The following is a 16,898-nucleotide window of genomic DNA, read 5'->3' as shown; positions in this document are numbered from 1 at the left end:
CCGTTAGGTGCGGAGTCTCGCCCAACTCCGGGAGCGTGCGGCAATGCAGCAGTCGTACAAGGCTTACATCTCGGCCACACAGAAGGATCTTCTGGAGTACCGCGCCCAGGTTCACGACGCCCTACGCCGGTTGTCGATCGAGGACGTGGCGATGGAGTCGTACGTCGCGGACGGCCGGCCGCCACTCGAGAAGTGCCTGGCCGACGTGCGGCGGTGCGATGTCTACATCGGGCTCTTCGCATGGCGCTACGGGTTCCGGCCCGACGGATCCGACCAGTCGATCACCGAGCTGGAGTATCGGGAGGCCCGGGCGCACAACAAGCCCTGCTACATCTTCCTGCTCGCCGAGGACGCGGCGTGGCCGGTCAAGCACGTCGACCAGGGCGAGGACCGCGAGCGGATCGAGGCACTGCGCACCGACCTGGCCCGGAGCCACGTGTGCAGCTACTTCAACAGCCCGCAGCAGCTCGACAGCCAGGTCACGGCGGCGCTGGCCAACTTCCGTTCGGGGCAGCGCACCGCGGAGCCGGGGCCGGGCGGCGGGGCGCTCTCCGACACGGATCGCGACACGTACCTGCGGCAGCTGCGCCGGCAGTATGAGGGGCTCGACCTCGATGCGCTGAGCCTGGGGCCGCCGGTGGAGCAGCCCGGCGCCGGGCTCACGTCGGTGTTCGTGGAGCCCTCGGTCCGCGAGGACGCCGCCCCGGAACTGCCGCGGGCCTGGCGCCGGCGGCTGCAGGCCGAGGACGGGCCCGGCGGCGAGTTCGAGCCGCCGGACCGGCAGCAGGCCGTGCTGCTGCGCGAGTCGTTCGAGTCGAAGGTCCGCCACCGCCTCTTCGACGTCGTGCAGGACCCGGCCCGGCGGCTGATCGTCGTGCTCGGTGACCCCGGATCGGGCAAGACCGCGCTGACCAGGTTCGTGGCGCTGGCGCTGGCCGGAGCCGACCCCGAAGGCCGGCTGGCCGGTCTGCACGGGTACCTCCCCGTGCCGATCGAGCTGCGCTCCTACCTCGCCTACACCCGCGACGGCGGCACCGGCTTCCTGGACTACCTCGACCAGCGCGCGGCCGCAGGCTCGCTCGGGCTGCCGCGCGAAGCACTGCTCGCGCACCTGCAGGCCGGGCGGCCGGTGCTGTTCCTGCTCGACGGGCTCGACGAGATCCTCGACCCGCAGTGGCGCGGCGATGTCGCCGAGCGGATCGCCACGTTCGCCACCCGCTACCCCCGGGTCCGGGTGCTGGTGACCTCCCGGCTCGCCGGCTACCCGCGCGGCGCGCTGGCCCGGGGCGGGTTCGAGCACTTCACGCTGGACGACCTCGACGACGGGCAGATCGACGCCTTCCTGCGGGCCTGGCACGGTCCGGTGTCCGGCCCGGTCGGCGATCCGGCGGCGCCGACGGCCGAGCAGCGCCGGGCCCAGCTGCGCGAGGCGATCGCGGGCTCGGCCGCGCTGCGGGAGCTGGCGGGCAATCCGCTGCTGCTCACGATCCTCTCGGTCACGGCCCGCACCCAGGAGCTCCCGCGGGAACGGTGGACGCTCTACGACCACGCCGCCAATGTGCTGATCCGGCACTGGGACGTGGGGCGGCGCCTGCGCGAGCACCACACCGGGGCCGAGGTGCTCGACGAGTACAACACCAAAGCGCTGTTGCAACGGGTGGCGCTGTTCATGCAGTCCGGGCCGGTCGGGCTGGGCGGGAACTACATCGCCCGGGCCGAGCTGCTGACGCTTGTCGAGGACTTCCTGGTCGAACAGTACGAGCATCCGCGCGGACAGGCCAGCGCGATGGCCGGCACGATCATCGACCAGCTGCGCGAGCGCACGTTCATCCTGAGCCGGTACGGGCCGTCCGCCTACGGGTTCGAGCACCGGGCGTTCCTCGAGTTCTTCTGCGCGCAGGCGATCGTCGAGCGGTTCGAGCGGGGCGACGAGCCGTACCGGTACCCGAAGCTGCAGCAGCTGTTCCGGGACCGCTGGGCCGATCCCTCGTGGCGGGAGGTGCTGCGCCTGATCGTCGGCCGGCTGCCCGCGAGCCAGGCCGGAAACCTGATCCAGATGCTCGCCGTGGAGCTCAACCGGCCATGGCCCGCCGGTGCGTTCCGGCAGCCGCCGTGGAACCTCGTGCTCGCCGCGCAGTGCGTGGCCGAGGTACCCCATCCGCGCCTGATCGCCTCGGCCGCCCGCGCGGTGCTGCGCGAGGTGATCCTGCTGATCGAGCACGGCGTGACGGTCGAGGACCGGGCCGCGGTCGACCTCGTCGAGGCGGAGATCCTGCCGCCGGTCCGCGTGCTCGGCGAGCGCTGGCCGGGCCGGGAGGAGTTCGCGCACTGGTACCGCCGGCGCGGCATCCGGGTCAGCTGGAGCGGCTCGGCCTTCGCCACCCGGCTGGCCGCGCTGCTCGCCTCCCCGCACGAGGGGCTGGAGGGGCTGCTCGACGCCGAGCTCGGCACCATCACCGACCGCCGGGCCCGGCACGCGCTCGTGGCCGGCCTGGCCGAGGTGGCCGCGATACCGGCGGCGGCCGACCGCCCGGCGGAGGCCAACCGGCGGGCCCACTGCGGCGCGCTGCTGGCCGCCCGGGCCGAGAACGACCAGCACGGTGCGGTCCGCCTGGCCGCACTGGAGGCGCTCGTCGCCGGCTTCGGCGACGAGCCCCGGACGCTGGCCCGGCTGGCCGCCGCGGTGGCCGAGGACCCGTTCCCGGAGCTGCGGCTGATGGCGGTGCGGACACTCGGCGACCGGCCCGAGCGCGAGGCCGTGTTCCAGCTGCTGGTCGGGCGGGCGAAGCACGACCCGCAGGAGCGCGTGCGCCGCGCGGCCGTGGAGGTGCTCGGCCGGCGCTTTGCCGGCCGGCCGGAGCTCACGGACCTGCTGATCGATCGGGTCCGGGCCGACAGCGACGCCGGGGTGATGGAGGCCGCCGCCGGTGCCCTCATCGCGGGCTTCGGCGCCACCGCCGAGGTCCGCCGCCTGCTGCTGGCCCGGCTCGACGCCGAGCCGGCGATGTCGGCGCCCCCGCGGTCGGCCATGGAGGACGGCGTGCGCCGCGGGGTGCTGCGCCTGCTGACCCGCTGCTGTGACCCGGCGACCGCCCGCGAGCTGCTGCGCGCCGCGCTGGCCAAGGACGGCGACCGCGATGCCGGGGCCCGCGGCGTGGCGCTGGCCGAGCTGCTGCGGCTCGAGCCGGAGGGCGCCGGCCTGCGGGAGCTGCTGGCCGACCGGGCCGTCGCCGACAGCGACGGTGGCATCCGGCTGACCGCGCTGCGGGCCCTGGACGAGCGGTTCGGGCCGGAGCGCGACCGGCTCGCCCGCGCCGCAACCGAGGACACCGACGCCGGAGTGCGCGAATACGCACTGGCCCGGCTGGCCGAGCAGTTCCCCGATCCGGATACCGCCCGGCTCCTCGCCACCCGGGCCGAGGCCGACGAGGCGGCCCGCCCCCGGCTGGCCGCGACCCGGCTGCTCGCCGAGCACTTCACCGGCACCGTGCAGAGCCGCGACCTCATCATCCGCCAGGCCGCCGGCGAGACCGACACCGTGGTGCGGCTGGCCGCGGTCCGGGCGCTCATCCGGTCGGTCGCTGATCCGGCAGTACAGACGCAGCTCTTTCTGCGGGTTGAAAAGGACGGCGAGCCACAGATCGTGCGCGAGGCGGCCGAGGCCCTGGCCGACTGGCGGGACTATGCCGGGCGGGTCTGCGACCGGCTGGCCGCGCGGGCCCAGGAGGACGACTACGCGGGCGTGCGCCTGGCCGCCATCGAGACGCTTGTGTCCCGGCAGCCGTTCAGCGAGATCGCCGACCTGCTGTGGGACCGGGCCGAGCACGATCCCGATCCGGCGGTGTTCCGCACCGCCGCGGAAACCCTCGCGGCGGGTCCGGACGCCACGGGTGCGCTGGCCGCGCTGCTTCGCCACCGGGCCGGGCCGCCGGCCGAACCGGCCATCCGGCGCGAGGCGTGCGAACTGCTCGGGCGCCGCTTCGGGGCCGACCCGGCGGCCCGGGCCCTGCTGGTCCAGCGGGCCCGCGACGACGAGGAGGTCGAGGTCCGCCGGGCCGCCGTGGCCGCGCTCGACGAGGGCGGCGCCCGCCGGCCCGAGGCCCGCGCGCTGCTGATCGACCTGGTCGACGACCCCGACTGGTCCGTGCGCCGCACGGCGGTCCACGCGCTGGGCCGCTACCACGGCGCCGACGAGGACGTGCGGGCATTGTTCATCCAGCGGGCCCGCACGGCCGGCGACGCCGACACCCGCCACCTCCTGGCCCAGGCCCTCACCTGGCTGCCCCAGGCCGACCCGGCCGACCTGCCAGACGCCTGACCAGGGCAGGTCAGGCCGGCTTCAGCGCGTCGGGCGGCTCACCCGGGACTGGTCAGCCGGTTCTCCAGCATCGCGGCCGTCGCCACGGCAGCCGACACGAACAGCACGAGCAGCAGCGGAAGGCTGACCGGCCAGCTCGCGGCCAGCAGCACCCAGGCGAGCAACACGGTGGCCACCGCAGTCACGGCGGCCCCGGCGAGGACCGCGAAGTCGAGCCGCTCCCGCGGCGACGCCGCGGCCGCCAGCATCGTGGCCGCCAGGGCCAGTAGCATCGCCAGCAGCAAAGCCAGGTAGCACGAGAGCCACGCCGAGAGACCGGGCACGGCGGGCAGGGCGGCGTCGGCCCACGCCGCCGCCGTGGCCGGGAACACGGCCGCCGCGGACAGGACGCCGCCGTGGACAATCAAACGGCCGGTGACGATCGTGCCCGCACTCACTCCCGACCGCCGTTCACGAGCCAGGACGGGACGGGCGGTGACGAGGTCGGTCCCGCCGGCGACAAGCGCGATGGCGACCGCGACGACAGCCATCTCGAGCCGTGCCAGCCCGAAGCTGACGAACACCAGGGCCGCACCGGCGACGGCAAGGGCGCCGAGGAGGGCGTGCAGACCGTTGCCGCGCGACCGATAGAGCAGTGCCTGCTGCCGCAGGACACCCGCGAGGCCGTCGAGGTAGCCCGGTGTGCCGACGCGCGGGCGCATCGCAGGCAGCTGGATCACGCTGTCGCTGCGGCCGGGGCCGGACTCCTCCCCGAAGACGTCCAGGGCGGCCAGGTGATCGGCTCGCCGGCCCGCCGGGCCGGCGTAGCGCAGGCCGCCGCGCCGGTCGAGGATGATGACCTTGCGGGCCTGGTCGAGGTTGTTCCGGCTGCGTGCGGCCATCAGCACCGTGCAGCCGATGTCCTCGCTGATCGTCGCCAGTCGCGACATCAGCTCCCGGTCCTCGCCTATCGCATAGTGCGCCGAGTCGGGCGTCTCGAAGACAACCAGCAACGCCGGCCGCTCGGCGAGTTCGCGGGCAATGGCCAGCCGCTTGCGCTCGCCGGGATCGAGCGCACGGACCTGGCGGCCACCGTCACGGGAGAGCCCGACCCAGGAAAGGATCTCCGCACGGCGGTCGGCGCCTACGCCGCCCAGCGTCTCGTCGACGGTCAGCAGGTCGTACAGGTCGTCGTTGGCCGGGACCCACCGGACGCCCGGGCCGCCGCGCCGGCTCGAGTCACCGATCCGGACGGTACCGTGGTCGGGCCGGTACACCCCCGCGATGAGGCCGAGCAGCATCGTCGCGCCGAGCGGCTCCCGGGCGTGGACGACGGCGAAGTCCCCGGCGGCAATGGTCAGGGAGACGTTGTCGAGGAAGACGTTCGGGCCGTGCCTGGCGCTCAGCTCGTCGCAGGTGACCGGCAGGCCGCGGCCACGCCGGCGCGGACTGGGCACGGTGAGCATCCGCTGCCCGATACGATACTGCGCTCCCGGCGCCAGCTTGGCCGACGCGACCGGCTCGTCATCGACGAAGACCTCGCCGTTGAGAGCGGTGATCCACCAGGCGCCCGTGTCGTCGATCTCGACGCGGGCATGATCTTCGACCACCGCGGGGTCGTCCAGCGCAAGCTGCGCGTTCGACCCGAGCGGGCCGATCAGATACTGCCGGCCGGACACCGTCTCGACGTTGGCCGGCCGGCGGGGCCGCGGGGTGGCCGGCGGCGGTTCGCTATAGGGGTCGGCGCTGAGCGCCACCTCGGCCCGGTCGCCGGGAAGCTCGATGTCCTCGTCGACCGGCCGGCCGTTGATACGCAGCTCCGGCGGGCACTCCGCCGGTCCGGTGTGGAAGCGCCAGACACCGAACTCCGACACGAAGTTGCCGATGCAGGTGCTGTGACTGGGCGGGTTGGTCGACACCCTGAGCTCGCCGCGGTCGATCCACATGTAGTGCGGGTCCTGCTCGGGCAGCCGGCGCTCGTCGCCGTCTTCGACGATCAGCACCAGTGAGCTCATTACCGACCTCCCTGCAGCAGGACGTTGAGTGCGGCCAGGCCGACAAGCATCACGACCGCGGCCGCGGCGACGAGGAGGACGGTCACGCCGTGGCTCCGGCGCGGCGCGTCCGGCACTGGAACCGCCGGCATCGTGACGGCCGGCATAGGCTGCTTGAACCGCTCCGGCACCCAGCGGCTCCGGTCCGCCGGCCGCGGGTCGGGCATCTTCCTGGTCGGCTTCAGATACGGCGTAGGTGTGATGACGGTCCGTTCACCCGGAGGCGGCCCGACCTTCGCCGACGCCGTCCAGCGGATCCAGCGGCCGGCCATCCGCCGCCAGTTCTCCATGTCGATCGGACCCATCAGGCCGGTCTGCGAGATGAGTTCGGCGTCCTTGGCGTCGATGATCCTGGTGAGCTGCGCCTGCTGCGGGCCGCGCAGGCTGAAGTCGTCGAGCAGAATCCATACTGCGACCCACGCGAGCTTGGCGAACTCGATCCGTGGGGACGGCGGCTCACCGGACGGGAGTAGCTCCTGAAGATATTCGGGCGCCGCCGGGGACCCAACGCGGCCCCACGGTCCGATCATCACGTCGCAGTCGACGTAGTGCACGGCCGAGCCGTCCTTGGCGCACAGGATGTTCAGCTCCCGCACGTCGTTGACGAGCACCTTCTGCCTGTGGAACCACAGCAGCACGTCGGCCGCGTGCCCGATGGCGCTGGTCTTGACGAAGACGACCGCGCCGGGGATGACGTTGCCGTCCATCGTGCGCCGAACCAGGTTCGCGATGACGTTCGGCTGGACCGCGCCGTCCGGCGCCATCTCGCGGAAGAACCTCGCCGGCGCGAACGGCATGAGCACGCCGAGCAGCGTCCCGTTGTGCCGGACCCGGTACCGCGGCCATGCGGCCACCCGGTCCAAGTGCGCCCGATCCTGGTCAGGCAGGGAGTCACGCCAGCCGATCAACCGCCCGAGGGCGTTCTGGTCGGCCGAGGCGCGGAACTCGTCGGAGTATTCCTTGAATACGAACCGCGAGCCGGCGAACGTGCACTGCCACATCGTGGAATTTCCCGCGTTGCCCCACGGGAGCCGGCGCCGCTCGCCCAGTTCGCCGAGCTCGACCCAGTATCTGGTTAGCGAATCCACACCGCCACTGCCGCCCTGTCGTCGTTGAAGTAGGGGTCCTCGAAGTTCACCCGGCTCAGGAAGTCCAGCGCGGCCGGGGGTTTGCGCCACTGGTCGGCCAGTTCTCGGGCCAGCGGGGAGTCCTTGGCCAGTGCACTGGCGAACCCGTCGCTGGCCACCGTGATCACGCTGTTGCGGCGGAGCTGTCGGCGCGATCGGTGCATGTCGTGGTGCCCGGGCAGATGCCGGGTGATGTTTTCTGCGTCGGCTCGCCGCTCGTGGTGCAGCGGCTCCCAGGCGCCGTCGGCGAGCACCCACGCCTCAGAGTCACCGATACCCCAGGTGAGCACCTCGTGCCCGTCGCGGCCGAGGCGGACCTCGGCTACAGCGAGCGTGCTGGCGCCGTCAAGCCTCTTCTGACGGACCCAGTGCTCCGTGGCGGTCACGACCGACGCCAGCATGCCCGTCGGACTCTCGGATACCTGCAGCTCGGCGGCGCGGCCAATCACCTCTTCGACCAGGCCGTGGGCTACCAGGCCCGAATCGGGCTTCGAGCCGAGACCGTCGGCCACCACCAGAAAGATTGAACGACGATGCTCACACCAGACGACGCCGGCCGCGTCCTGCCCGGGCTCGCCGTTGTAGGCGTGACTGCGTCCGCGGGCCGTCGCCACCCGCACGGCGACCTTGAAACCGGCGCCATCGTCCCGGGCTCCGTGGAACACCGATTGCGACCAGGCGGCCTCGAGAACCACCGGCCCGGTGAGCTGGGGATCGGCCACCGCGGGCGGCGCGGGCTGTGCCTTTTCCTGGCGGCCCTTGAATCGCGGCTCCCGCCGCGGCGGCTCGGGCTGCCCCTCGAACCGCGGCGGAGCGTCCGGTCGAGGAGCGCTCTGGACCCGCCGGCCACCGCGGGTCGAGATCACGCCCTCTCCGGCTTTGACCGTTACCTTCTCCGGCCGCCGGATGTGGCGCATCGCCAGGAATCCGACCGCGGCCGCAAGCATGACGGCAAACGCCAGGATCACACCCCCCGTCGGGCTCACGACGTCAGCCCGTCGATGCGACGCATGCCGGCCGGCGTGTTGATGGTCAGCAGACCGGTGCCTGTCGACGTCGAGATACTGGCCTCAATCGCGCGGACCACACTCTGCGACAGCTCCCGCAGGTTGCTGCCGCGCTCGGCGATGAACGCGTTGCGAGCGCCTGTGGGCTGGCCGGTCGCGAGCCGGTAGAGCGTGTCACCGTCGGCGCCGGGCAGGCCGATCGCGACGATCCGCGCGCCGGTCGGCTCGTTCACCAGGGCGTCGCGATAGCCGATCCACTCCGACAGCTCCTGGTAGCGCTCGGAGTTGCCGGGCCTCCCGTCGGTGATGAAGAAGATCCAGGGCGCCGCCACCTCGACCGCGTAGTTCTCCTGCACCCGATCGAGCTTGACCTTCCGGGCATCGCTGGCGTGCTGGGTGCCGAGAAACCGCAGCACTGCCGCGTAGTCGGTGCCGTAGCCCAGTCTCGGCACCGAGATGGAGGCCGACCGGTTGAGCGCGGTCATCGGCCGCAGGACATCCGGCTCGTCGTTGAACGCCACCACGCTGACCGCGGCCTGACTGTGGATCACCGGGTGTTGCGAGAGCTGCTTGATCATCTGTGGAATCAGGCGCTGGAAGTGCTCCTGCGCGTTGCCGTGCTGTGGCGCCTCCCGCGACGGCCGCCGCATTGACTCCGACGTGTCCAGCACCAGGTAGATCAAGTAGGTGCGGACCCGGGACATGCGGGCGCCGTCGGGCGCGTAGTTCGTCGACACTACTGCTGCCCTCCGTACAGTCGGCGGTCGTCGAGGACGACGGTGGGTTGCTCGGAGAAATCGGTCGTGTCATAGACGTTCGAGTCCTGGGACGACTGCCCACGGCCCTGGCCGGCTGGACCGATCGACATCTGCAGCAGATGCGCTTCCAGCGCGTCGACCAGCTCCCCCCGGTCCTCGTCGATCTGGGCGCGTTCGATGCGGTCCTGCTGGCTGCGTCGCTCGAGCTCCAGACGACGCTGCAGGTCCTGGTCGTGGCGCACGACGTCGCTCCACCGGGAGCTGCGGTCGACCGCCTCGTCGGAGCGCATCTTCTGGATTCGCTCCTGCTCACGCACCCGCTCGCCGAGGAGCCGGTCGTAGGCGGTGGTGCCGCTGAGCGCTTTGAGGATGACCGGCAGCGCATCCACGATGATGAAGAAGATCCGGATGGCCCACTGCGTGATGCTCACATAGCTGTTGTCCGACACGAGCTCGTCGAGCGTCCGGAACCGCTCCAGCAGGCCGACGTTGCCTTGCCGGCTCTTGAACGCGGCCAGGTCGGTCTCGATCGCCTTGTCCCGCACTGACGCGTAACCGTTGCGGGCATCGCCGAGACTGCCGCCGGCATCGGTGATCTGTTTGTTGAGGTCGGCCAGCTTGGCCTGGTTCTCGTCGATCTGATGATCGCGGTGGTACTGGTCCGCCTCGCCGCGCAGCCGCTTGCAGTTCGGGCCCTCGCCGACCTTGCCGGTCAGGCCCGCGCCGGAGGTGCCGTTACATTCGCGCCGGGCCAGCTCGTTGAGCTCGGCGTATTTCGCGGCGTCAGCGTCGGCGATCGTTTTGAGCGCGTCACGCTGCTTGACCAGATCGGCCAGCTTGCCCTGCAGGGCGGTCGGCGAGTCGCCGGGCACGGTGAGGTGGTAGTCGTTGCATCGCGGGTCGTCGGGCGTGAAGTCGCCCGGCTCGGGCGCGCCCGGCACGGGGTTGCAGTTGTGCAGCATGCTGCCGCGAGCCACGATGGCCTGCTGCCGATCGTTGCCCACCCGTTCGGTGATCGCAGTGTTGTAGATGCCCAGCAGCAGTGGCTCGGCCAGGATCACGCCGAGCGCGATCGACAGCCCGAGCCGTGGCAGAAGCTTTCGCCAGGCCCGGCCGCCGTCGCCCATCGCCGTCGAGGACATCAGCCAGCGGTCGAGGCTGATGATGAACATGCCCCACACCGGCACGGCGGCCACGATGAACCACTCGAACCCGCCGAACATGAAGTAGAGCGCGGCCGACATGGACAGCATGGCCATGATCGCTGTGCCGGCGACGACTCCGCCCATCGAGGTATAGCGCGCGCGTTCGCTCGGCACGAGGGCGAGAACGTCCTCGCGGACGCCGGTCGCCAGCCGCAGCACCCGGCCGAGCCCCCAGCGGGCTCTCTCCGGCGCGGACGGGCGCAGCGGCGTCGAATCGCCCTGTTCCATGGTCGGTTTTCCTTCCTCCAGCTCAGTCGTCATACCGGTCGCGCCGATGTCCGTGGCCCGGGTCGCTGTCGAAACGGTCCCGGCCGCTGTCACCGAAGTCCTGATCGTTGCTGCCGTAGCCGCCACCGCTGTAGCTGCCGTGGCCGTAGCCGTTATGGCTGCTCTCGGCCGAGCGGCGTGGGCCCGGCACGGTGCCATCGCTCTGCAGGCTCAGATCGACGTCGATCAACTGCACGGTCATGCCGGGAATGAGCGGCGGCTCGAGCTTCTTGCGTGCGAAGGTGCGAGCCAGGATCCGCCGCACCACGTCGTCGTTCTGATCGACATCGCCGCGCGCGCCCAGCATCAGCAGCTTCGGGTCTTCGAGGAGGTACGCCCGCAGGCTGGGCCGGATGTCCCAGCACCCGTCCTCCAGCACGCGCAGCGGATCGATCACCCGGCAGTTGAAGCTCGCCCGCATCGCCAGCCGCGTGCCCCAGGTGCTCGGCGACAGCGCGGCGACGACCTGCACCTCCTGCTGCCGCATCGACACGACGGAGACCATCGTGGCTCTCACCACGACATCCGAGCCGAGCATCTTCGGTCCCTCGGGCGCGGAGGCGTAGCCGTCGCTCGTGTGGAACACGAAGACCGAGCCTTCGGTGAGCTGCGGCAGGTCCTCCAGGCTGCGCTTGGGGCGCCGGAACAGCCGGCTCCGCAGCGGCTCCAGCGCTGTCGACTCGACCACCGGGAATCGTGTCTTCTCAACGCGGACGACATCGAAGCCGGAGGTTCGCTCCAGGTCCGCCACGGCATTTCCTCATCTCCGCGAGAGCTCGATTCGCTGACGTCCTGAGGCTGACGGACAGACGCCGGCCCCGAATCGGACACAAGCGACCAACAAGACAGGCGAAGTCACTCTTCCGGCCGATTGGCCGACGTCGTCAGAGCGAAGCGGACACCGGCTGGAAGCCTTTGGCGTCAGGTACCGGCGGCTCGGTCCCGTCCAGAGCCGACTGGCCCACCGCGACGATGTAGTCGTGCAGGAACGCGGCAAACAGCCCCGTCGCGCGATCGGGGTCCGCACCGGGCGCGAGGAAGGCCAGTTCCGGATAGGACGCGAACCCCGCGATCACCGCGGTAGCGGCGCCCACCCCGAATACGACGATGTCGGCCCGCCGGACCTGGCCCAGGAGCCGCCGATGCCAGCCCTCCCAGGCATCATCGCGCGGATCGGCGGCACAGAGCATGACGAACACCGGCGGCCGCACCGACGGGTGCTGCGCGCGTAGCACGTCCAGGTCCGCGGGAATGTGGTCGCGCAGATACGCGAAGAGTGCCGCGTGATCGGCCGGTTCGCGGGTGGTGAAGCCAGGATCGGCCGATCCGGGCGGGATGGGCCCGAGTGGAATCCGGGTCTCGACGGTCTCGGCGAAGCCCAGCACGCCGAGCCGGACAGCCGCGGCGACCTGGGGCCGGGCTGCGAGGTCGGCAATCAGATCGGCCACGACGCGGTCCAGGCCCTCCGGCAGCGCGTGGGCGCCGGGCGACTCGTCCACCAGGAGGTATACGGGCGAGATGTTGGCGGGCCGCCCCTGCTCGGCCGCCGCGGCAGGAGGCGGAACCGTGGCCGTGGCAGTGGGTGTGGCCATGGGTGTTGGTGCTGGTGTGGGCCCGAGGATGTCGTCGAGGGACTCGTTCCAGCCGAGGGCCTGCGGTGCCGACGGCGTCGCAGTGGCGGGAGTGCCGACGGTCGCGCTCGCCCGGATCGCGCCGGCGGAGCCCTCCATGTGCTTGACGACCGCCTCCACCAGCGTCGAGACCTCGGCCGGATTCACCAGTCCGTCCTTGGCGAACGCACCGAGCAGCTGCTGCATCCGGTCGGTCTGTGTCTGTTCGTGCTCGAAGCGGGCCTGCTCCAGCGCGGCCATCATCTTCATGGCGCCCTCGGTGTCGTGCGGATTGCGCTGCAGGTGCAGCCGCACCATCGAGATGGCATCCAGCGGCTGACCATTGAGCATCAGCCGCTCGCGCTCCTGCAGCATGTGGTCGCGCGACTGCTTGAGCAGGTCGAGGCGGCCCTCGCGCTCGAGATCGTTGACGTCGGTCACGTGCCGGGCCGCATGCATCTTGTCGTCGCGCGCGGCCTGCTCGATCTCCTGTAGGTACTTGCGGCCCGCCTCGTCGAGCGACAGCCGCACCTCCACCGCGTACAGCGAGACACCACCCTGGATCACCGTGTCGCGCCGGAACCGGGCCCGGATCGCCGCCTCCGCCGCCTCGGCCTCCTCGATGGCGAACATCCGGGTGATCGGTCGGCACACACCGAGCAGGTGGCCCCGGACCAGCGGCACCGCGTCCTGCACATTGCGCCGGATGACCTCGGCCGGATCGGCCACCCGAAAGCTGACGCTTACCGACGCGTGGAAGTGATATACGTCGGCCTGGGTCGGCAGGGGCAGATCGTCCTTGAACTCGAACGTCAGGTGGTGGTCGCTGATGTCGACCTCATACCGGGTGCGGTACTTGGTGAGCATCTGGTCGCCCCAGCGCATCGGCTTGCCGCCCTCGAGCACCTCAAGGTCGCCGTCCCGGGTCGCATAGACCACCGCGATGAACGGCTCGCGGCTCTTGCCGGCCGTCACCGCGATGCGCTTGACCGGCTCAGAGTGCTTGATCAGCGGAATCGGCTGCGTCATCTCAGGATCCTTCCCGTTCGAGCTTGTCGAGCAGCGCCGTCATGGCCCGCTGGGCGTTCGGCAGTGGGTTGAGGTTGCGTGGTTCGGTCCATGTCTTGACCAGCCGGGCCAGGTTCCGGCGGCTGCGCGGATCCGGAGCCGGCTCCCGGACGACCGACCGGATCAGCCGGAGCAGCGCCAGCAGCTGCGGCCGGTTGTTCTCGGCGAGCGCGGCCCATCCGGTGAGCACGGCGTTCGCCTCGTCGTGCAGGACGCTGTTGCTGATCAGGTGCCGCCAGAGCGCGCGTAGCGGGCCCTGCAGGTCCTGGAGCGTGTCGGCCAGGCGCAGCAGCAGCGGCCACTGCACCTCGGGCCCATCCGACTCGTCACGGTCCCAGCTGACAAGCGTGCTGGCCAGCATGAGGAAGGCGAGCTCAGCCGAGCGAGTGCGGCTTTTGTCGCCGAACCACTCGACAAGCGCCGCGCACACAGTGGGCGCCATCCGGTCGGCGTCCGAGAGGATCAGGTCGGCCAGCCCGTCACCGATGGCGACAGCGATGTCGTAGTCGTCGATGGTGGCCAGCCGCCCCAGCCGGTCGATCGCGGCCGTCGCATCGGGCTGGCCCACGCATACCCCGAATGCCCGCGCGGCGGTGGCCTGGCTCAGCGGCGAGCTCACGTCGCCATAACAGGCGCCGACCACCATGTTCACGCTCGGCACCAGCTTCGCGTCGGCGGCGGGCTCGCGCAGCGCATAGGCGACCGCCTCCCGTATCCGATGGTCTTCGTGGTCGGCCCATCCAGCGAGCCAGTTGGTCCAGACGTAGTCGAACGAATAGCGGCAGAGAACGCCGAGCGTGCTCGCTGCGTAGAACCGCACCCGGTCGGACCGGCCGCGGATGAGGTCGTGCAGCCAGCCGAGCAGCGTCGGCTGGATCTGATACCCCCGCCACACCCGTTCGATGACCTTGAGCGGATACGAGCCGTCGCGGTATGCCACCACGTGCACCGGTACCGTGCCGTACTCGTAGCGGGCGACCTCGTCCCGCTCGGCGGCCCGTAGTGTGTCGAGCAGCCGACCGACGGGGTTCGGCATCAGCTCGCGCCGCACGACCCGTAGCTCGGGTTTGTCCCCACCGGTCAACACCACCTGCTGGCTCACCTCGAGCCGGGTGCGCAGCATGCGGGCGGCCGCCGCGACGTCCTCGTACGGCAGCCCGTCGAGCACGGCCAACGCGATGGCGAAACTGCGCTCGTCGGCCGCGCGCAGCCGGTCGAACCACTGATCGAACGCGTGGTCCTGATGCCTGCGGCGGCGCTCATGCACTCGCGCGGCGTTGACCGCACCCTCGTCGTGCTCGTCGATGATCAGCCGGGCCAGGTCCGCCGCGGCTTGACAGCTCTGCGCCCCGTGCTCCAGCTCCACGATCAGCTCGTCGACGACCGCGTCCGAGGAGAGGCGCTCGAAGGTCTCCTGGTCGCTGCACTGCCAGCGGAGATGGCTCAAGACGATCTTGCGGTGCGGCACCGGGTTGTCGCCCAGATCCAGGACATATGGTTCGAGTCCGTCGTCGGCCAGCACGATGTCAGGGGAAAGAGTGACAACCAGCCGCGCGTTGGCCGCACTCAGCGCGTTTTCCAGCGCGTGGAACGACCAACCCCCGAGGTGGGCCGCACCCTTCGGCTGGCAGAGCAGGAATCCGATGCCGCGGTCGGCCCGGCCGTGCTCTTCCGTGCGGCGGGTGATCGAGCCGGCCAGATGCGTGATGTCAGTGGCCGGATCGAGAAGATAGATCGTCTCGACCTCGGCGATGAGCAACCGGATCGCGGCCGCGTCCTTGCCCCGGCCGGTCCGGCCGCGCACGATCGCTGTGCGCTTGTCGGCGAACCGCCCTGACAGCTCGATCCAGCGGTCTGGGTTGACAAACGCATTGCGCACCGGCTCCAGCAGCTCAATCGGCAACTCGAACACGTCGACTGTCTTATCGGCCAGGTTCAGGACGATCTTGTCGCGGCCGACCTTGTCGCCATGGACCTGATCGCCCTGCACTCCGTGAATCCTGGCCGCGCTCTTCCAGTGCTCGTTACGGGCGGTGCCGGCGCCTCGGTCGGACACGGCCCGGCCGGCCTGGTCCCACGAACCACCGGCTGCACCGTCGCCGCCCGGGGCGGCCGGCACGCCCGAGTCACCCGGTGTGGTCGACGTCGCCGCACTCCCGGTCCCGGCACTGCCGGGCGTGGCAGCCGACACGGTCGTGGTCGTGGCCGGCGCGGTCACCGGCCACTCCTGTACACGTTCTTGTCATGGCCGATCTTGTCGCCCATGACGAGGTCACCGTGGACGGTTTCCACGTTGTTGGTGACACCGGTTGCCACCGGCGGGGCCGACGGCTCCGACGCGGCGTGCAGGCCGCGCGGATGGGGAAAGCCCGGCGCCTGCACCCAGGCGTCCCGCCCGGCGATGTGGACGCGGGCGAATGCCGACCGGTCCACGCCGTGCCGCCCTGGACGCACGGCGGTCTGGTAGAAGTCATCGCTCGCGATAAGGGCGATCCGCGCGCCCGGCGTCGCCCGTAGGACGTCGTCGAGCAGCGGCTCATTCGCGAGGTGGCGGGCGGCGAGCACAGTGTCGTCCGGGGTCGGCGCGACGTCGCCGAAATGCAGGGCCACGCGAAGGCGGCCCAGGTCCGGCTGGCCGTGCAGCGCGTCGGTGAGCACGCGCACGAAGTCGCCCGCCATGGCCGCCGCTTTCGCCCCGTCCGGCTGGATGACGTGGACTCCGACCGCCGTCTGCTCGACCAGAGCCGCCGCGAGCCCGGAGTCCGCCGTGGCTTTCCGCACGAGGTTCGAAAGGCCGGCCGGAGGAGGGGCGCTCGCCAGCACGACGGCGACCGTGCCGGGACGGGTCGGCGGCTGGTCGCCGTACGCGTCGTCAAGCTCATCAACGAACTGTTGGACGGTGGCTTCGGCGTTGCGCGGATGCAGCCGCCGGAACTGGTGGTTGACCAGGTTGCGCAGTGACTCCGGCAGGTCCCGCGCGGCCGGCATGGCGACGTCGCCGAGCAGAAGCGGCACGATCGGCAGCCGGAGCTCGAGCGCGAACTCCAGCTCCCGCCGGACGAAGTCGGCCGGGCGCAGCAGCCGGTTGTCAGTGCCGCCGCCGGTGAGCCAGCGCGGACCGATCACGGCGACGACTACAGATGAACCGGCGAGGTTGCGCCACAGCTTGGGCTCGAAGTCCGCGCCCGGCCGCAGGTGGCGGCTATCCCGGAAGACATTGCCGGCGCCGAACCGGGCGGCCAGGCGTTGATCGAGGTGTACTGTCGCGAAGCTGTCGTCGTCGGCGCGGTAGCTGATAAAAACCCTGGTCATCGAGGCTCGGCCCTCCCTGCGGCCGGACGGGCGACGGACTGCCCGTCCCACAGCAGCTCTGACGGACAGCAAACCGGACACGCGCCCCAAACGGCGTCACTCAACGTGACGACAAACGCCGGAAAGCGATGAAATGCGGGGTGCAAATCCGGTCGCCGAGCGGCGTGGTCGCTGTTGCTTTTGTCCGATCGAT

10 protein-coding genes are annotated in these 16,898 nt (G+C 71.1%); 1 reads left to right on the top strand and 9 read right to left on the bottom strand.

Translation table 11 applies throughout. From position 1 onward, the window contains the following. Positions 1–43 precede the first annotated feature (43 nt). Positions 44–4,318, top strand: coding sequence for a HEAT repeat domain-containing protein (locus Dvina_RS05645; protein ID WP_223101285.1), 4,275 nt, complete (start codon positions 44–46; stop codon positions 4,316–4,318). Positions 4,319–4,356: 38 nt separating this feature from the next. Here Dvina_RS05645 and Dvina_RS05640 read toward each other — a convergent pair whose 3' ends face one another. The 9 genes from Dvina_RS05640 to Dvina_RS05600 form a co-directional block, all read right to left on the bottom strand. After that, positions 4,357–6,312, bottom strand: a complete 1,956-nt coding sequence (locus Dvina_RS05640; RefSeq protein ID WP_223101284.1) for an FHA domain-containing protein — start codon at positions 6,310–6,312, stop codon at positions 4,357–4,359. Beyond that, complete coding sequence (locus tag Dvina_RS05635) at positions 6,312–7,439, bottom strand: hypothetical protein (protein WP_223101283.1); 1,128 nt, start codon at positions 7,437–7,439, stop codon at positions 6,312–6,314. Before Dvina_RS05635 ends, Dvina_RS05640 begins: the two co-directional genes overlap by 1 nt. Continuing rightward, complete coding sequence (locus tag Dvina_RS05630; protein ID WP_223101282.1) at positions 7,427–8,464, bottom strand: protein phosphatase 2C domain-containing protein; 1,038 nt, start codon at positions 8,462–8,464, stop codon at positions 7,427–7,429. The genes Dvina_RS05635 and Dvina_RS05630 overlap by 13 nt, the downstream gene beginning before the upstream one ends. Then, positions 8,461–9,222, bottom strand: a complete 762-nt coding sequence (locus Dvina_RS05625) for a vWA domain-containing protein (protein WP_223101281.1) — start codon at positions 9,220–9,222, stop codon at positions 8,461–8,463. The genes Dvina_RS05630 and Dvina_RS05625 overlap by 4 nt, the downstream gene beginning before the upstream one ends. Next, positions 9,222–10,709, bottom strand: a complete 1,488-nt coding sequence (locus Dvina_RS05620; RefSeq protein WP_223101280.1) for a DUF4407 domain-containing protein — start codon at positions 10,707–10,709, stop codon at positions 9,222–9,224. The genes Dvina_RS05625 and Dvina_RS05620 overlap by 1 nt, the downstream gene beginning before the upstream one ends. Beyond that, the gene (locus Dvina_RS05615; protein WP_223101279.1) at positions 10,699–11,466 is read right to left on the bottom strand and encodes a hypothetical protein; all 768 of its coding nucleotides are present in this window, start codon (positions 11,464–11,466) and stop codon (positions 10,699–10,701) included. The genes Dvina_RS05620 and Dvina_RS05615 overlap by 11 nt, the downstream gene beginning before the upstream one ends. A gap of 133 nt (positions 11,467–11,599) precedes the next feature. After that, positions 11,600–13,354: a hypothetical protein gene (locus Dvina_RS05610; protein WP_223101278.1), complete on the bottom strand. Its 1,755-nt coding sequence runs from the start codon at positions 13,352–13,354 to the stop codon at positions 11,600–11,602. Between the two features lies 1 nt (position 13,355). Then, the gene (locus Dvina_RS05605) at positions 13,356–15,611 is read right to left on the bottom strand and encodes a hypothetical protein (protein ID WP_223101277.1); all 2,256 of its coding nucleotides are present in this window, start codon (positions 15,609–15,611) and stop codon (positions 13,356–13,358) included. Next, positions 15,608–16,756, bottom strand: coding sequence for a toll/interleukin-1 receptor domain-containing protein (locus Dvina_RS05600; RefSeq protein ID WP_223101276.1), 1,149 nt, complete (start codon positions 16,754–16,756; stop codon positions 15,608–15,610). Before Dvina_RS05600 ends, Dvina_RS05605 begins: the two co-directional genes overlap by 4 nt. Positions 16,757–16,898 lie beyond the last annotated feature (142 nt).

Origin of the sequence: Dactylosporangium vinaceum (assembly GCF_019904175.1) — a bacterium.
Taxonomy (GTDB): Bacteria; Actinomycetota; Actinomycetes; order Mycobacteriales; family Micromonosporaceae; genus Dactylosporangium; species Dactylosporangium vinaceum.
The sequence above is the reverse complement of the archived record's forward strand: the minus strand, read 5'-3'. Positions and strand labels throughout refer to the sequence as shown.

Excerpts from the sequence above, each read along its gene's own strand:
- Dvina_RS05645 (WP_223101285.1), top strand. The coding sequence starts at position 44 with ATGCAGCAGTCGTACAAGGCTTACATCTCGGCCACACAGAAGGATCTT.
- Dvina_RS05640 (WP_223101284.1), bottom strand. The coding sequence starts at position 6,312 with ATGAGCTCACTGGTGCTGATCGTCGAAGACGGCGACGAGCGCCGGCTG.
- Dvina_RS05620 (WP_223101280.1), bottom strand. The coding sequence starts at position 10,709 with ATGACGACTGAGCTGGAGGAAGGAAAACCGACCATGGAACAGGGCGAT.
- Dvina_RS05610 (WP_223101278.1), bottom strand. The coding sequence starts at position 13,354 with ATGACGCAGCCGATTCCGCTGATCAAGCACTCTGAGCCGGTCAAGCGC.